Origin of the sequence: Psychrobacter aquimaris, from assembly GCF_016107525.1 — a bacterium.
GTDB classification, from domain to species: domain Bacteria; phylum Pseudomonadota; class Gammaproteobacteria; order Pseudomonadales; family Moraxellaceae; genus Psychrobacter; species Psychrobacter aquimaris.
Map to the genome: position 1 here is coordinate 1 of NZ_JABASR010000023.1, position 17018 is coordinate 17018.

The 17018-nt window shown below is 41.8% G+C and carries 14 protein-coding genes; 8 read left to right on the forward strand and 6 right to left on the reverse strand.

What is annotated here, in order from left to right:
* The coding region (locus JFC10_RS14445) for an RNA-dependent RNA polymerase family protein (RefSeq protein WP_406947887.1) at nucleotides 1–580 on the forward strand (580 nt) is incomplete at its 5' end.
* Nucleotides 581–619: 39 nt separating this feature from the next.
* Here JFC10_RS14445 and JFC10_RS14450 read toward each other — a convergent pair.
* On the reverse strand, nucleotides 620–1420 hold the full coding sequence (locus tag JFC10_RS14450) for a crotonase/enoyl-CoA hydratase family protein (protein ID WP_198333438.1): 801 nt from the start codon (nucleotides 1418–1420) through the stop codon (nucleotides 620–622).
* 237 nt (nucleotides 1421–1657) lie between these two features.
* On the opposite strand from JFC10_RS14450, the gene JFC10_RS14455 reads away from it, so the two are divergent.
* Both JFC10_RS14455 and rlmF read left to right on the forward strand, forming a co-directional pair.
* Nucleotides 1658–2377 (forward strand): LysE family translocator, encoded by a 720-nt coding sequence (locus tag JFC10_RS14455; RefSeq protein ID WP_198333439.1) that lies wholly within the window; start codon nucleotides 1658–1660, stop codon nucleotides 2375–2377.
* 65 nt (nucleotides 2378–2442) lie between these two features.
* Nucleotides 2443–3480 carry a 23S rRNA (adenine(1618)-N(6))-methyltransferase RlmF gene (gene rlmF, locus JFC10_RS14460; protein ID WP_198333440.1) on the forward strand — a complete coding sequence of 346 codons (1038 nt, stop codon included), beginning with the start codon at nucleotides 2443–2445 and terminating at the stop codon, nucleotides 3478–3480.
* 201 nt (nucleotides 3481–3681) lie between these two features.
* Here rlmF and JFC10_RS14465 read toward each other — a convergent pair whose 3' ends face one another.
* From JFC10_RS14465 to dnaA, 5 genes are all read right to left on the reverse strand, one after another.
* Nucleotides 3682–4263 carry a manganese efflux pump MntP gene (locus JFC10_RS14465; RefSeq protein ID WP_198333441.1) on the reverse strand — a complete coding sequence of 194 codons (582 nt, stop codon included), beginning with the start codon at nucleotides 4261–4263 and terminating at the stop codon, nucleotides 3682–3684.
* A gap of 128 nt (nucleotides 4264–4391) precedes the next feature.
* Complete coding sequence (gene gyrB / locus JFC10_RS14470) at nucleotides 4392–7007, reverse strand: DNA topoisomerase (ATP-hydrolyzing) subunit B (RefSeq protein WP_193012544.1); 2616 nt, start codon at nucleotides 7005–7007, stop codon at nucleotides 4392–4394.
* Between the two features lie 506 nt (nucleotides 7008–7513).
* On the reverse strand, nucleotides 7514–8722 hold the full coding sequence (recF, locus tag JFC10_RS14475; RefSeq protein ID WP_198333442.1) for a DNA replication/repair protein RecF: 1209 nt from the start codon (nucleotides 8720–8722) through the stop codon (nucleotides 7514–7516).
* Between the two features lie 170 nt (nucleotides 8723–8892).
* On the reverse strand, nucleotides 8893–10068 hold the full coding sequence (gene dnaN, locus JFC10_RS14480; RefSeq protein WP_198333443.1) for a DNA polymerase III subunit beta: 1176 nt from the start codon (nucleotides 10066–10068) through the stop codon (nucleotides 8893–8895).
* A 161-nt stretch (nucleotides 10069–10229) separates the two neighbouring features.
* A complete protein-coding gene (dnaA, locus tag JFC10_RS14485) occupies nucleotides 10230–11675 on the reverse strand; it encodes a chromosomal replication initiator protein DnaA (RefSeq protein WP_198333444.1) in 1446 nt (481 codons plus the stop codon).
* Nucleotides 11676–12286: 611 nt separating this feature from the next.
* Between dnaA and rpmH the strand changes: the two genes are divergently transcribed.
* The 5 genes from rpmH to mnmE all read left to right on the forward strand — a co-directional run bounded on the left by rpmH (nucleotide 12287) and on the right by mnmE (nucleotide 16897).
* Entirely contained in the window at nucleotides 12287–12421 is a 135-nt protein-coding gene (gene rpmH / locus JFC10_RS14490) for a 50S ribosomal protein L34 (RefSeq protein ID WP_007394757.1), read from the forward strand.
* Between the two features lie 186 nt (nucleotides 12422–12607).
* A complete protein-coding gene (gene rnpA, locus JFC10_RS14495) occupies nucleotides 12608–12979 on the forward strand; it encodes a ribonuclease P protein component (RefSeq protein ID WP_198333445.1) in 372 nt (123 codons plus the stop codon).
* 1 nt (nucleotide 12980) lies between these two features.
* A complete protein-coding gene (gene yidD, locus JFC10_RS14500) occupies nucleotides 12981–13355 on the forward strand; it encodes a membrane protein insertion efficiency factor YidD (protein WP_198333446.1) in 375 nt (124 codons plus the stop codon).
* A gap of 215 nt (nucleotides 13356–13570) precedes the next feature.
* Entirely contained in the window at nucleotides 13571–15268 is a 1698-nt protein-coding gene (gene yidC / locus JFC10_RS14505; protein WP_198333447.1) for a membrane protein insertase YidC, read from the forward strand.
* Nucleotides 15269–15460: 192 nt separating this feature from the next.
* A complete protein-coding gene (gene mnmE / locus JFC10_RS14510) occupies nucleotides 15461–16897 on the forward strand; it encodes a tRNA uridine-5-carboxymethylaminomethyl(34) synthesis GTPase MnmE (protein WP_198333448.1) in 1437 nt (478 codons plus the stop codon).
* Nucleotides 16898–17018: the final 121 nt, after the last annotated feature.

Genomic DNA, 17018 nt, shown 5'->3' on the forward strand with positions numbered 1-17018 from the left:
CTTGGTAACCCGCCTCTTCAGTTTGATTTGCTTATTTCAAGTTGAGAGTGGGGTATATATACGTTATGCTGATGACTTCCTAATTTTTGGTAGTTCATATGACAAAGTAGCCGTGTTGAAGGAAGAGGTACGCAATCTTTTGAAGAGGATGAATTTAGATATTGAAAAGCCAAATGGCTCTCATAAAACAGAAATTTTTGGCTTTAAAAAAGAATTTTCTTATTTAGGATTTGAAGTAATCTATCAACCTAGTAAAGAATCTTATACGCTCCAGATACCCGAGACAGTTTTTTATATGACTGAAGAGAGAATTCGTAGTTTCAACACAATGTCTAAAGTAAAACGAAAGCTAAGAAATAAAGCAAGTTATTCTGAACTTGATACTTATTTCAATAGACTTATTTCAGGATATACTAATTATTACAGCAAAGAACTAGCTCACAATGGACAAGATTTCAAAAAACATCTTATTAGGGCATCTAACGATGTCAGAAAAAAGCTGATTACCGATAATCTAAATATAGATTTTGAAGACATCGGCTCAGCAAATAAGAGAATGTTTTTTTTTGGCATCAAGTAATTGATTAGATTCTTTGTTCAATGTCCATTTAAAAACTCCTTACCTCCCCTTAAACTCAGCTTCCCTTCTCTCAACCATCGCCATCACGCCCTCTTTGGCATCTTCTGAATGAAAGAGTGGCGGTAGATAGCTATGGATATTGGCCAGTGCCGTCGCTGCCCCGTTACGGCTCGCATCTTGCGCTGATGACAGCGCGCCTCTGACGCCTAGCGGCGCAGCTTTACAGATCTCTTGTGCTAGCGTCAATGCACGCTCATATTCAGTGCCATTTGCCACCACTTCACTGACTAAGTTCAGTCGATCAGCCGTCTGCGCATCGAATGCTTTTCCCGTGAGTAGATATGGCATGGCTTTTTGCCAGCCTGCCGCCGCGACAAACCGTACCGTCGCCCCGCCAAATGGCATGATGCCACGCTGGACTTCCATTTGGGCAAAGTTACAGTTATCACTGGCGATGACCACGTCACTATTTAGCATCAGCTCGATAGCCACGGTAAAACAAGTGCCTTTTACCGCTACGACCACAGGTTTAGTACGTAAGCGTCCGCTAATGCCCCACGGGTCAATTTGGTTGTCATCAAACTCAAACACACCATCGTTTAGCTTGTCTTGCAGCTCGACCAGATCTAGCCCAGCGGTGAAGTGATCGCCATGCGTAAAGATGAGCGCACAGCGTAAATGATCATCGTCTTCATATTGGGTCAGGGCGTCAGATAACTGCGTAATCATATGACTGTCAAAGGCATTGCGTTTATTGGCACGGTCTAGCCCAATCAGGCAGATAGTGCCGTCTGTGTCATAAGTGATGCGATTGTCTTGTGTATTACTGTCCGTAGTCATGGTGCTGTCCTTGTTAAAATAACTTTTTATATTAAATGGTTATATTATCGAATCTTGATGGTTTATTTATAGCGATTTGTCGATAAACCTGCTTTTCATCCACCTTTTAATATAGACACCATATAGCGATAACACAAGCGATAGCAATGACTCGAATGGCGCGATAATAGATAAAAGTTGACCTCATTTGCGATAAGTGCAACTATGATTCAGACTAGATAGGGTACAGAGGGTTTTATGGAGTTTTGGCACGGATTTTTGCTGATCACGAGCGTTCACTTGCTGGCCGCCGCCTCACCAGGGCCTGATTTTGTGTTGGTTTCGCAGCAGACCTTAGCCAAAGGTCGACGTACTGGTTTGATTTGTAGTCTTGGTATTACCTTGGGTCTTGCCGTACACATTATCTACTCGGTGCTGGGACTAGCTACGCTGATTGCCCACTCGCAGCCATTATTGACCGCGATTAAATGGTTGGGCGGTAGTTATCTTATTTATCTGGGATGGCAAGGCATTCAAGCCAAACCTAAACAGCCAGCAGAATTAACAACGACAGAAAATACATCTGTTGATGTGTCAAAAACAGAGAACGGAGCAACCCTTTCTGCCAAAAGCCCTTCCCCTAGAAAATTGTCTAAGAAAAGTGCATCTATTCACACCGAATCTACCGTTGCCACGTTGCGCCGTGGATTTTTTTGCAATGTCTTTAATCCCAAAGCGCCAGTATATTTCGTCGCGATATTTACCCTCGTACTATCACCCGATATACCGCTGTGGCAACTGGCTATTTATGGCGTATGGATGATGGTCTTGCAGATGGCATGGTTTAGCACGGTGGTGATGTTACTGTCTATTCCTGCCATTCATCGTCGCTTTCAGCGCTTTGAACATTGGATCGACCGCGTATTGGGTACAGCGATGATAATATTGGGATTAAATCTGATTTTACGTAGTCGATAAGACGCTAGTGACTCGTGAAATCTGCTAAAATGGTGCATTATATTCAAACATCAAAGCCCGATACTATGACCAGTAAGCCTATGAACCGTCGCCCGACTGCCAACAATCACAGAAACCGATCACCTGAGACCGCCAAAAAACTCGGTCAACTGCATCCGCGCAATCCGCACCAAGGTCGCTATGACTTTGTAGCATTGACTCGTGCCTTACCAGAGCTTGCCAAGCACACCATTACCAATCCTAAAGGTGAGTCGACGATTAATTTCTCGGATCATCAAGCGGTACGAGTGCTCAATCAGGCACTACTAGCGAATTATTATGGCGTGAAATTTTGGGACATTCCTGAAGGCTATCTCTGCCCGCCGATCCCTGGTCGTGCCGACTATATCCATTATATTGCCGATTTGCTTGCGCAAACCACGCATGTCAATAAAGACAATACACCGCCCACTGGCAAAGAAATTCACGCCTTAGATATCGGTACGGGTGCCAGTGCGATTTATCCCATTATTGGTAGTCAAAGCTACGGTTGGCGCTTTACCGGCACTGATATCGACCCTATTTCGGTCAATACCGCCGCGCTGATTTGTGAAACCAACCCAAAGCTAAAAAGTGCGGTTAAAGTCAAACTACAGACCGAACCTAAATTTATTTTCAAAAACATCATCGGTCGCCAAGACTACTTTGACGTGGTGGTGTGCAACCCGCCATTCCATGCCTCATTAGAAGAAGCGATGGAAGCCAATAGTCGTAAGCAGCATAATTTACAACGACATCGCGGTAAGAATGAAAACGAACAAATCAGTCGACACTCAACCAAGGCTGGTAATGCCGCGCAAAACCTAAACTTTGGCGGTCAGCATAAAGAGCTATGGTCTGAGGGCGGTGAGATTGCCTTTTTGACCAAGATGATGAAAGAGAGTCAAGACTTTGCCGAGCACGTGGGCTGGTTCACCACTTTAGTTTCTAAGTCTGAAAACGTGAAACCGTTACAACTGTTATTGAAGCAGCTTGATGTCGCGCAGATGCGTATCATCGAGATGAGCCAAGGTCAAAAGAATACCCGTGTACTAGCTTGGCGTTTTAATACGGATGAAGCATAGCTTTTAGAAAATATAGTTCTTAGAACATACAGTCCTGAGAAAACATAACTACCAAGAAGATGTAGTTACTAGAAAATATAACTGCTACAAAACGCAGTGACTGAGAAAACAATCTTCTAAAGTTTCACGTGAAACAAAAACACCGCTATAAAAGTTATAGCGGTGTTTTTTATTAGAAAGAAAGTAATATAAAGCCATTATTTAGCTGAAAAACATCACTTTTAGTCCAATTAATATAAGCACTATACCACCTAACACCTCTGCCTTATCCTCAAGGTGAGTACCTGATTTTTTACCCAAATAAATGCCAAAAACACTAAAACCAGCGGTGACGATAGCGATGATGAAGCACGCTAACCACGCATTAAGTGCCAGTAAGTTTAAGGTAAAGCCTGCTGCCATCGCGTCAATACTGGTAGCGATAGCCAATGTAAACATCATACGATGATTAATTTTTTCTTGTATATTCTCATCAAAACTGTCTTCTAATACCGCTTCAACATCACCATTAAAAGCTTCATATAACATCTTAGCGCCAAGCAGAATAAGTATACCACCGCCAATCCACGGTGCAGCAGTCGCCAACCAGCCTAGCAATACTGCACCCAATAGATAACCAATCAGCGGCATCACCCCCTGCGCAATACCAAAATATAAACCCGCATAAATCGCCAAACGTAGCACATAATGACGATTTTGTTTTTGCGATTTAGCCCCTAGCCCAATCGCAACGGCAAACGCATCCATCGCAAGAGCAATGGCCAGTAATATGACTTCAATCATCTTGTTTTCGCTTATTATTGTGAGTTTCACATGAAACAATTCTAACATTAAAAAACCACCGCCTTGATTGCCAAAGCGGCGGTTTCTTTCATCTATTAATAATTATTTAGCAACTTTTTATGTCCAATCTAGATATCTAAATTAGACACCGTCAATGCGTTTTCTTCAATGAAAATACGACGTGGCTCTACATGATCACCCATCAAGCAGGTAAACATATGATCAGCAGCAATCGCATCTTCAATCGTCACCCGTAACATACGACGGTTTTCAGGATCCATCGTGGTATCCCACAGCTGATCTGCGTTCATCTCACCCAGCCCTTTATAGCGCTGAATGGCCAAACCACGACGCGCATCAAGCATCATCTGCTGCCAGAGATAATCAAAATCGCGTACTGGGATATCTTTGGTGGTTCCCGCTGTTGCTTCACGGCGGATAAAGGCATCCTCTGCAAGCAAGGTATTCCACTCAGCAGACAAACGCAGCAACTTGCTATATTCGCTCGAATTGATAAAACTCGCATCTAGAAGGTAATGATGTGCTAACTGGTGTACATAAACCGTAATGCGTGGTAACCATTGTGCTTTGGCAGATAACACTTCGCTATCAGACGCCTCACCATCTATAGTTTCCACAGCAGGCTTCATACCCAATAAATCAGCGGCAGCAGCGTCCATATTTTTTGGTTGCGGCGCATGGATATTAACCAGTTCAATCTCAGGACTCAAATCACTACCGAAATGATCAAGCTGCGTTTGCATAGCGTCTTTCCAAGCTTGCATCGCAGGCAAATCATAAGTCATATCAGTGCTAAGCTTCGGCGTATGCGTCAACGCATCCAATAACACAGCTGGGAAACGAATCTGCAAACGGGCTTTGATCAGCTGCGTTTGGTTATAGTCATTTAGTAGTGTTTCTAGCGCTTGCCCCGTAATAGCAGGGGCATCCGCACTGATATGCAGCTTAGTATTATCAATCGTTGAGGACAATAAATACGCTTTAAGTGCTTCGTCGTCTTTTAGGTATAGCTCTTGACGACCTTTTTTCACTTTGTATAGCGGTGGCTGGGCGATATAAATATAACCACGTTCAATCAGCTCAGGCGTTTGACGGAAGAAGAAGGTCAATAGCAAGGTACGAATGTGTGAACCATCAACGTCCGCATCGGTCATGATGATGATTTTATGATAGCGTACTTTGTCCGGATTATATTCGTCTGGACCAATGCCGCAACCAAGCGCAGTAATGAGGTTACCAACTTCAGCAGAAGACAGCATTTTGTCAAAACGCGCACGCTCAACGTTAAGAATTTTACCTTTTAATGGCAAGATCGCTTGGGTTTTGCGACTACGACCCTGCTTCGCTGAACCACCTGCAGAGTCACCCTCCACAATATACAGCTCTGACAATGCCGGATCTTTTTCTTGGCAATCTGCTAACTTACCGGGCAGACCAGCGATATCTAACGTGGTCTTGCGACGGGTCATTTCACGAGCTTTACGCGCCGCATCACGGGCACGCGCCGCATCGATGATCTTATTGGCAATAGCCTTACCAGCACTTGGATTTTCTAATAGATAATCATTAAACTTATCATGCATCGCTGATTCAACAGCAGATTTCACTTCGCTCGAAACCAGTTTATCTTTAGTTTGACTAGAGAACTTTGGATCAGGTACTTTTACCGACACAATCGCGGTCAAACCTTCACGAGCATCATCGCCAGTTGCGACTACTTTTTCTTTTTTGAATAAATTTTCACGATCCATATAGCTGTTTAGGCCACGCGTGAGTGCTGAGCGGAAACCAGATAAATGCGTCCCACCATCACGCTGCGGGATATTATTGGTAAAGCACAATACTTTTTCGTTATACGTATCTGTCCACTGCAATGCCACTTCGACACTGATGCCGTCATCTTGCTCACTCACAAAATGAAAGACTTCATTGATGCCATCTTTACCAGCATTGATATAACTAACAAATTCTGACAAGCCGCCTTTGTGTTCAAACTCATGACGCTTATCAATACGCTCATCAGTTAAAACAATGCGTACACCTGAGTTTAAAAATGATAGTTCACGCAAACGCTTAGCTAAAATATCGTACTCAAAGATGGTACCAGTAAACACATCACTGCTTGGATAAAAGCGAATTTGCGTACCGGTCTTGTCGGTTGGCTCCATCTGCTGAATGTCAGCATCAGGCACCCCATCGGTATAGGTTTGATGATAGTGATAGCCTTCACGCCAGATATTCATTTCAAGCTTTTTAGATAGTGCATTAACGACCGAGACACCAACACCATGTAAGCCGCCTGATACTTTATAGCTATTATCATCGAACTTACCACCTGCATGCAATACAGTCATAATGACCTGCGCTGCAGACACACCCTCTTCTGGATGGATGTCGACAGGTACGCCGCGACCATTATCCATGACGCTCACAGATTCATCTTCGTGGATAATGATATCGATTTGATCACAATGACCCGCCAGAGCCTCATCGATAGAGTTATCCACCACCTCAAAGACCATATGATGTAAGCCCGTACCATCATCAGTATCACCGATGTACATACCAGGACGGACGCGTACCGCTTCTAACCCGCGCAATACACGAATATCTTTGGAGCTATAATCAGAAGGTAAACTTTCAGGAACCACCGCTGGTGCCGTAGTTTCAGCAATGCTGTCTGACGTCAGTTGCTCGTGGTCGGTAGGTAATGAATCACTCATGTGCATTCCTTAATCTAGCCATAATCAGCCGTTTGTTATTAGCGCACCACTACGATGACGCCTCATAACGTTATTTTAGACTTAGTTTTTATAGTCAAAACTTTTGATAAGCATCATCAGCTAAAACAGGATTAGCTAAAAATTCTTGAGTGTTGATAGCGACTTAAAAAGAGTTTCAAATCAGCGCTTCATTTTTCTAATATCGGCTTCTTTTTTTAAACATTATAAAAAACCAGTAGAGCAAACAAAACATATATTTATCAAATACTTAGAAATTTACAGACACTAAAAAATGCCTATATAACGTCATCAAACAACTTGCTGAGAATAGGACAAAAATAAAGCCCTATTTTAGCATTTTTTTGCCTCTAAGTCACTGTTTACTGAGCGTTTTATACTTATAAAACCAGCTTTGAAAGATAAGTCTATATCATCAAAAAGTGGCAGGTAGATAAGGATAAATATGAAGTACCACAGAAAAATAGAAAATAGTAATATAAGGGAGATTATGTAGTAATTAGAATTTGACCTTCTTTCACATGAAACGTATTGGGTTTTGACCAATATTGATAGACCAAAGGTAAAATATCGTCGGTCAAGCTAGTCATAAATACCTGACATGGCAGCTGTGCTAAAGTCGATAATAAAATCTCAATCGCCCTATCATCCAGCTCTGCTGTAATATCATCTAGCAATACCACTGGTGTCACCTGAGCATGAGCGCTATCATTTGATAGATCATTAGTCTTTTGAGTGTTTAGCAGTAATGGCAGTTGCGATAAACGCAGTGCCGTGATTAATAGCTTTTTTTCACCACGTGACAACACATTGGCTGCCTGCTCTTTTAGAACAGGTACTTTGAGGTTAGTGTCCGCTTCACATCTTGTATCTGAGAGCTTGTTATTCGACGCTGTTGAGTCATTAGAGCGCCAATGCACATGAATATCAGCACGGTGATTACCGATACGAGTATATCCCAGCTGCAAATCCTGCTCTAAGCGCTCATTAAGCTGTATATCCAGCGCAACATTAGTATCATAACCAGCGTTATAGCTAAGGCTTAATTGCTCTGCATAAGCGGGCAATAACTGCGCGATACTTTCAGCAAAATAAGGCTGCCACTCTAGGAATATCCGTTCGCGATAATGATGAATAAGTGCCGCATGATTGCTAAGTCCTTTATCCCACGATTTTAGTTCAGCGAGCTGCACTTGAGTCAAATGACGTGTCTTTTTTAGTAAACTATTGCGCTGTTTTAATAGGCGCTGATAGGCGAGCCATTGCGGATAAAAACCTTGTTTCATGTGAAACACCAGCCAATCTAGTAGCTGGCGACGACTAGCACTACCCTGCTCTAACATATCCATCGTCGATGGATCTATCAGTAGCGTTGGCAACTGCTCAGTTAAGATGCTTTGGTTATATACAGTGGTTTGATTCAAACGTAGAATTGTAGTCGCGTCAGCTTGTTTTTGGATAGCTAAGGTACTGCTATCATTGAGATTGGCATACACAGTCACTGTATTTTGATAGTGCTGAATATAGCGTTTTGGCTGGTGATGACGAAAGCTTTTTCCTCTTGATAGCAGAAATATGGCTTCAAGTAATGAGGTCTTTCCGCTACCATTTGCACCAACAATGACATTGCAAGCTGTTGCGTGTAGATTGACTTGCGTCAGGTTGCGTAAGTTGGATATTTGTAGACGTTCAATCATAATACCGACAGCCGCCTATTGAATCTACCTATAAAAATAGGCAAAAGTTTAATAATTTTTGAATTTAAAATACTGGATTCTAATCAAAGAAACCCTGTTTACCTTAATATTTAAGTGCAAACTGAGTTTCTTTAGTACTCGCTCTTAAGGCTGTCAAAGACCTGTAGAAACTATATACGCATTGGCATGATGACATACTGATGGAACTCATCATTCAGCTGATTGACTAGCACCGACGCGTTTGATTGACTCATGTGCATTTGCAAGTCACCTTGAATAACGCCAAGCACATCTTGTAAATAAGCAGCGTTAAAGGACAGCTCCATTGGCTCACCTTGATACTTCGCCTGTATCATCTCCACCGCTTCATCTTGCTCTGCATTATTAGCACGCACCTCTACCATGCCATCGCTGGCAAAATTAAACACCACACCGCGAGATTTTTCATTGCTTAAAATCGCGACACGACGCAATACGTCCGTCATTTTTTCTTGATTGAATAAAGCCAGTTTATCCGTATTACTTGGCATCACTCGGCGATAATCAGGGAATTTCCCATCAATCAGGCGCGCAGTGAAAGTAACCATCAGGTTTTGATTGACCTGTCCTGCACTATCAACGTCACCAAACGGTAAGCTCACTTGCAAAAACTCACGACCAAAGCTCAAGGTGACCTGATTGTCTTGCTCACCAAGCATTTTTCCTAGCTCAGAGGCTAGGCGCTCCAGCTCAATCACAGCTTTACGGGGCAAAATAGCCTGCATATTTAAATCAGCACTGACATCGATAACACTGCGTGCCAAAGCCAATCGGTGCCCATCGGTTGCAACCGTCGTCAGCTGCTGTTGCGACACGTCAAACAACATACCAGTGAGATAATAACGAACATCTTGAATCGCCATCGCAAACTGCGTTTTATGAATCAAACCGATAAGACGATTGCGACTGATGGTCAATGGTGTGATATTTTCGGGATTGCCCAAACTCGGATAATCTTCGCTAGGCAATGTCCCTAAGGTAAAGCGACTCTTGCCGCTGGTTAGCAGACAGCGCTCATTCGCTTGAGTCGCTAGATTGACTTGAGCTTGTGCCGGCAATGATTTACAGATATCTTTTAACTTTGTTGCAGGTAAAGTCGTTGTACCAGCTTCAACACAAGCACCAGCAGGCAATTTCAAAGTCGATGTCAGCTCTACTTCTAAATCAGAAGCTGTCAAAATAAGCGCTGACTCGGATAGCTGTAGCTTGATATTGCCCAAAATAACCATATTGTGCCGTTTATCAGCAGCCTTGGCGATCAAATTAATGGCTTTTAGTAACGACTCTCGATTAATCGATAATTGCATGCTTGGTTACTCTTATTTAAATGATTTTTATTATAAAACTTAACAATAATGGCTTAATCATACCCTGTCTATTGACTATAATCCATTCGCTGTCTGTCTACTCGTATTTTTAATATTATAAACCATATCAATCCACTAAAACATAGTGATACCGTGACCTGCTAACCCGCTTGCAACATCAACGCCAGTGTCTTGTAATCCTTATCAAAGGCAGGATCTGCGGCTCGTAGCTCATTAACTTTATCGCAAGCATGCATCACCGTTGTATGATCGCGACCACCGAATGATTGACCAATCTCAGGAAAGCTATCACCAGTCAACTCACGCGATAATGCCATCGCTATTTGACGCGGTCTAGCAATACTGCGCGTGCGTTTACGACCCATCATATCTTTGATAGTCACATCATAGTACTCAGCGACCACTTTGCGAATATTATCCATATTCACAGCTTGCACACGCATCGCAACAATGTCTTTTAGCGCATATTGCACCATTTCAAGGGTAATCTGTGCGCCCGTCAAGTTAGCATTAGCAAAGACTTGATTTAGAGCACCTTCTAAACGCCTAACATTTGAAACCACATTTTGAGCGATGAATAATGCGCATTCTTTAGGCAGTGTCATACCATATGAAGCTGCCTTTTTTTGCAAAATTTGTACACGAGTATCAATTTCAGGTGGATCAACTGCTACGGTTAACCCCCAAGAAAATCGCGATCTAAAACGTTCATCGAATTCGGTCATTTGCGAGGGGTGACGATCTGAAGCCAAAATCAGTTGTTTATCGCCACTGGTAAAATCTGCAAATAATGTCAAAAACTCATTACTACTTTTGGTCTTTCCTGCTAACACATGAATATCATCTACAATCAACAAATCTACTTTTTTAATTTTCTTTTTAAAATCTTCTATTTTATTATTTCTTAATGAATAAACTAATTGATTAATAAATTTTTCAGAAGTGAAATAATAAAAACTTTGATTATTCTTTAAATAGCGATGTGCTACAGAATGCATTAAATGCGTTTTTCCCAAACCAGAAGGTCCATATATAAATAAAGGATTGTGTCGATTTTTTGATTGACGCTTACCAAGCTCATAACACGCTTTATAGGCCAGATTGTTAGATTTACCAGTGACAAAAGTTTCAAAAGTAAAGTCAGGGTTTAGATAACTTAACGATTTGGCATCGGCAGAATCAACCAATTCTGCGTGACGCATATTGGCATCAATATCTGCTTTTGCATTGTTATGATGAATGGTTTCAAACTTATGATCTGCAGGGGGAGGGGAGGGCTTATCTTCTTCAAACAAAGACCCTGATTGCAATTGGCGGTTGTCTTCGTTATCGCGGCCAGCGTTATCAACACGCACAACAACCTCTTCGATACTTCCCTGACTGTGCTTAGCAACCAGCTGTTGTATCTCTTGCAAATGGTTTTTTTTGATATAAGTCACAAAATAATCATTAGGAGCAAGTATAGTCAGCGTTTGCGCCTCTTGATGAGCTGACAATGGTCTCAACCACATAGTAAATACGTTGTCTTTGACGTTATACCGTAGGTCATTTAGACATTTATCCCAAATACTTGCTGTGTCTATCATGAAAAATACTAACCCTATAATTTGAAATAATCTTTGTGTTTTAACAGTGTGATCTGTTGCGCAGGTCTTAATATTGCTCGAAATTATTGCCGTCAAAAGTCACATTGGTAAACTATACGAAGCCACATATTAAGTAGAGGCTAATCTAACACAAATACCCTGTGGATAAAACCTTGTTTTTTGGGGATAAGGCTGTGGATAGTTTTGTGGATAACTCAAAAAGGTGAGTTATCCATATTTAACCCACAGGTTATCCACAGGTTTACCCATAGCATAATACGTTGATAATAAAAACAAAAATATACTTAGGCACAGATAATTAAGCCCCCAATAACAACAATATCTATATATATTAATAGTTAATTATTATAGAGTTCGAAACAAACTGTGGATAACTTTTAAAAATTCATTGCTGAACGGATCATCTGAGCAGTTAATTTTTAGTTATAAATATTAATTTTATAGAAGATGAATCATTTAAAATGACATTCTCTCTGTCAAAATACCTGTCTGCATAGACATAGATTAAATTAGTTCATTGACCAAGATTCTATGCGGTGGTATAATCCTCCGTTATTACGAATTTAGTCCATTATTTTGATAGGTGAGTTATGAAACGTACATTCCAACCAAGCGTGATCAAGCGTAAACGTACTCACGGTTTCCGTGCTCGTATGGCAACTAAAAAAGGCCGTCAGGTCTTAGCTCGTCGCCGCGCTAAAGGACGTCATCGCCTTACTGTATAATCAGTAGATTGCGATAAGCATGGCTTATAGTGCTTGTTGTGTTTCTATTATTTATAGATTGCGATAGTCAATCACCACAACTGACACTTAGCCATATATTAAAAGCGCCCACATCGGCGCTTTTTTTGTCTCTGTACTTTGTTGTTATTTCTGCTATCGTTATTAGCTCTTATACTAGGTTGTACTATGTCCAATACTGTTTCAGTGGCAGCTAATGCCCGCTTCACCAAAGAGCAGCGCCTGCTCACGCCTGCAGCCTTCCGTGAGGTTTTTGATGCGCCTGAGCGTAAGCTTCATCAGAGCCATCTAATGGCGTTTGTGCGTACCAATAATCACGAGCAGCCACGAGTCGGTATGGCTATTACCAAGCGTAAGGTTCCTACTGCTGTCGCGCGAAATTTAATCAAACGTCAAATACGTGAGCAGTTCCGTGTCAAGGCTAGTTTTTTAGAAAACAAAGATATCGTTTTTATTGTTAAAAAATCTATAAAAGATATAGATAATAAAGAATTAAAAAATCAAATAATTAGTATTATTAAAAAAATAGAAAAAAAATAAAATGAATTTTTTATTAAAAAATATAAATAATTTATTTTATAAGATAATCATTTATTTAATTATTTTTTATCAAAAGGTAATAAGTCCTATATTACCTGCTCGTTGCCGCTATTACCCTACTTGCTCGAATTATGGTAAACAAGCTTTGGCATGGCATGGAGTCTGGGCTGGCAGTTGGTTATTATTAAAACGTGTTGGCAGATGTCATCCTCTGGGCGGGCACGGCATTGATTTTGTGCCGCTACCTTTATCTGCTTATTATTATCAATATTTACCTTTTACCGCACTAGCTAGTGTCAAAGCTCAAGGTTTATATGTTTTTAGAGATAGTAAAGGCTATGTGTCTCGCTTGAACCACATGATGAAACTAACATAGAGTAAGTTATCAACTGGGAAGTTGTTGATATCTACTTAGTTACCCACAAGTTATCCACACTCTTGGTATCATTTAAGGCGGATTTTTAGTAAAATGATGCACATTTTATGTAAATGACTACCAATACTGTTGTCACACATGGGATAACTGTGCTGTACAGTCATGACACATGCCCTAATTTTTCATTCCCTAATTTTTTAATCTAGGAAAGGTTTATGCAAAAGATATTTCGGGTGATGATCATCATTGCGATGTTAATCACCGCTTATCTGCTGATTTTGGCATGGCGAGATGATTATGCCGATGCACCAGCTGTAGATACGGTGCCAGAAACTACGACTTCAGTAGGTGCTGACATCCCTTCGACAACCGGTGCAGCAGGTGATATTCCGGTACAGACACTGCCTGCTGATAACGATACAGTGGCTAGTGATACTGTGACAGCAACGCCTGCGAAAGACACTGGTCTAATCACGGTTACCACCGATCGCTATGATATAAAAATCAACCCAGAAGGCGGCGATATTGTTTATGCTGCTCTTAAGCAGTATGACGCAACGCTCGATAGCGATAAGCCTTTCGTATTGCTGGAAAATAATAGCAATCGTGTGTATGTGGCTCAGTCTGGTCTTATTGGTAAAGATGGTATTGATACTGCAGAAGGCCGTGCCAAATATAGCCATACTGCTAATAACTATGTCATGGAAGCAGGGCAACAGACGTTATCAGTACCGCTCACTTATAAAAAAGATGGCGTGACCATTACCAAGACCTTTACCTTTACACAAAACAAATATCCGATTGATATTAGCTATCAAATACAAAATGCCTCTACACAACCTTGGCAAGGTCAATTATTTGCCCAGTTGAAACGTGATGATAGTAAAGATCCAGGTATGTCTGATAAAGGTGCGCTCAGTATGGCAACTTATTTAGGCGGTGCTTGGGGTACTCCTGATGATCCATACAATAAGCTCAAATTTAAAGACTTTAACGATGGTGAGTTAGCTGTTAGTAGCGATAAAGGTTGGGTTGGCATTGTTCAGCATTACTTTGTATCAGCATGGGTACCTGAAAACTTTACCGCTACTTTCTTTAGCCGTGAAGCAGGCGATGATTACTTCATCGGTTTTAACAGTCAGCCTGTCAATGTCGCGCCGAATAAACAAGTGACATTAGATGCCATCTTATACGCTGGTCCTAAGGTACAGTCTGAGCTAAAAGACGTGGCAGTAGGCCTTAATAAAACGGTTGATTATGGTTTGTTATGGCCAATATCGAAGATTTTATTTGCTATCTTGGATGGTATTCATAAAGTCATCGGTAACTGGGGTTGGTCAATCATTGTATTGACGATTTTAGTCAAAATTGCTCTGATGTGGTTCTCAAACAAGAGCTACTACTCAATGGCGAAGATGCGTGCTATTGCGCCAAGATTAGCTGCACTTAAAGAAGAGCATGGCGACGATCGTATGAAGATGTCGCAAGAGATGATGGCTATTTATAAAGAAGAAAAAGTCAATCCAATGGCAGGTTGTTTGCCCATCTTGATGCAAATGCCTATCTTCTTAGCGCTATATTGGGTGTTGGTTGAAAGTGTTGAGTTGCGTCATGCGCCTTGGATTTTATGGATTCAGGATTTATCGGCGATGGATCCTTGGTTTATTTTGCCATTGCTGATGGGTGCCTCGATGTTTGTACAGCAGCAGCTAAACCCGCAGCCAGCTGATCCAATGCAAGCGAAAGTGATGAAGTTCCTACCCATTATCTTTACTGCCTTCATGTTGTTTTTCCCAGCGGGTCTCGTACTTTACTGGACAGTCAACAACTTGTTCAGTATGACTCAGCAATATATTGTCAATAAAAAAGTCGAAGAAGAGCAAAAGCGTCGTACTGTTAAAGTATTGGACTAAGTAGCTCGTTAATTGACAAAAAACCATCGCTACGGCGGTGGTTTTTTTATGTGTGATATTTCTATCACCTCGCACTTACTTGAAATAAAATAAGCGCAAAGTATGGCTATTTAAAGTTTGTTTTGTCAGGCTGTGTCCAGCCGTCTATAATGGGGTTTTTAGCTATTGAGAGTAATTGTGGATTCCCTAGAGATGGCGTCAACCGTACCTAATTCATCTGAACCACCTAAAGCATCTGGATTGGCCACGATTGCTGCTATTGCCACACCGCTTGGGCGTGGTGGCGTCGGCGTTATACGTCTGTCGGGTGCGCGTGCTTATGAGATTGCCTGTACGCTAACGGGTAAGTCTGCTTTTACGCCACGTATGGCCAGTTTTTGTCGTTTTTATCAGGCTGATGGTACAGTCATCGATGAAGGATTAGTGCTGTACTTTAAAGGCCCGCATTCATTCACAGGGGAAGATGTGATTGAGCTGCAAGGGCATGGTGGCATGATTCTACAAAACCAACTGTTAGCACGAGTATTTGAGTTGGGCGCAAAACAAGCGGGTGCAGGGGAGTTCTCGTATCGTGCTTTTGATAATGATAAATTGGATTTGGTGCAAGCAGAGGCTATTGCTGATGCTATTGATGCGACCAGTGCCGCTGCTGCTAGCAGTGCCATTCGCTCCCTGAGTGGTGAGTTCTCACAGAAGATTAATCAGCTATTAGAGCAGCTTATTCATCTGCGTTTGCATGTTGAAGCTGCGATTGATTTCCCTGATGAGGAAGACGTGGATTTTTTATCAGACGGTGTGATACAAAGTAAACTTGAGCAAACGCAAGACAAGATACAGCAAGTATTGGCGACCGCTAAGCAAGGTCAGCTCTTACGTGATGGTATCCATGTTGTCCTAGCAGGTAGGCCAAACGCCGGTAAATCAAGCTTGCTGAATCGTCTGGCAGGGCAAGAGCGCGCTATCGTTACTGACGTTGCAGGTACGACTCGTGATACGCTGCAAGAGACCGTGGTGCTCAACGGTTTGACACTTCATCTTACCGATACGGCGGGTCTGCGCGACACAGAAGACACGGTAGAGCGTATTGGGATTGAACGTGCGCGTACAGCCATTACCCAAGCTGATATGCTGCTGATGGTTTACGATGTGACTCGCGATGTTGAAGAAGAAAGTACACCACTACAGCTTGCAGAACAACTATTTGGCGAGTTACCAGAGGCCAAACTCTTATTAATTATTGCTAATAAAAGTGATCTATTGAGCGATAATAGTAGTGAAAAATCGGCTTCTACAACGCAAGCTGAAATCAAAGATAGAGGCTACGAACAAGTTAATGTTTCATGTGAAACAGGCGCTGGTATCGATAATTTAGTCGAAGCCTTGTGTGCTAAGGTCGGTTTTCATCCGCCAGAAAACAGCCTAATTGCTCGCACACGTCATATAGATGCACTTAGGCGCACAGCCGACTCTTTAGCAGAGGCGCACGAGCAGTTAACGGTCTTTCAAGCAGGAGAGTTAGTCGCTGAAAGCTTACGCCAAGCTCAGAACAGTTTGGGTGAGATTACGGGAGCGTTTAGTGCGGATGACTTGTTGGGCAAAATCTTTGGTAGTTTCTGTATTGGAAAATAATCAGCTATTTTTTTTGAATTGCCTGATACAGCTCGTCAATTCTCAGAAAATTTGGTCTTATAAATAGTGACTTGTGACTTGTGACTTGTGACTTGTGACTTGTGACTTGTGACTTGTGACT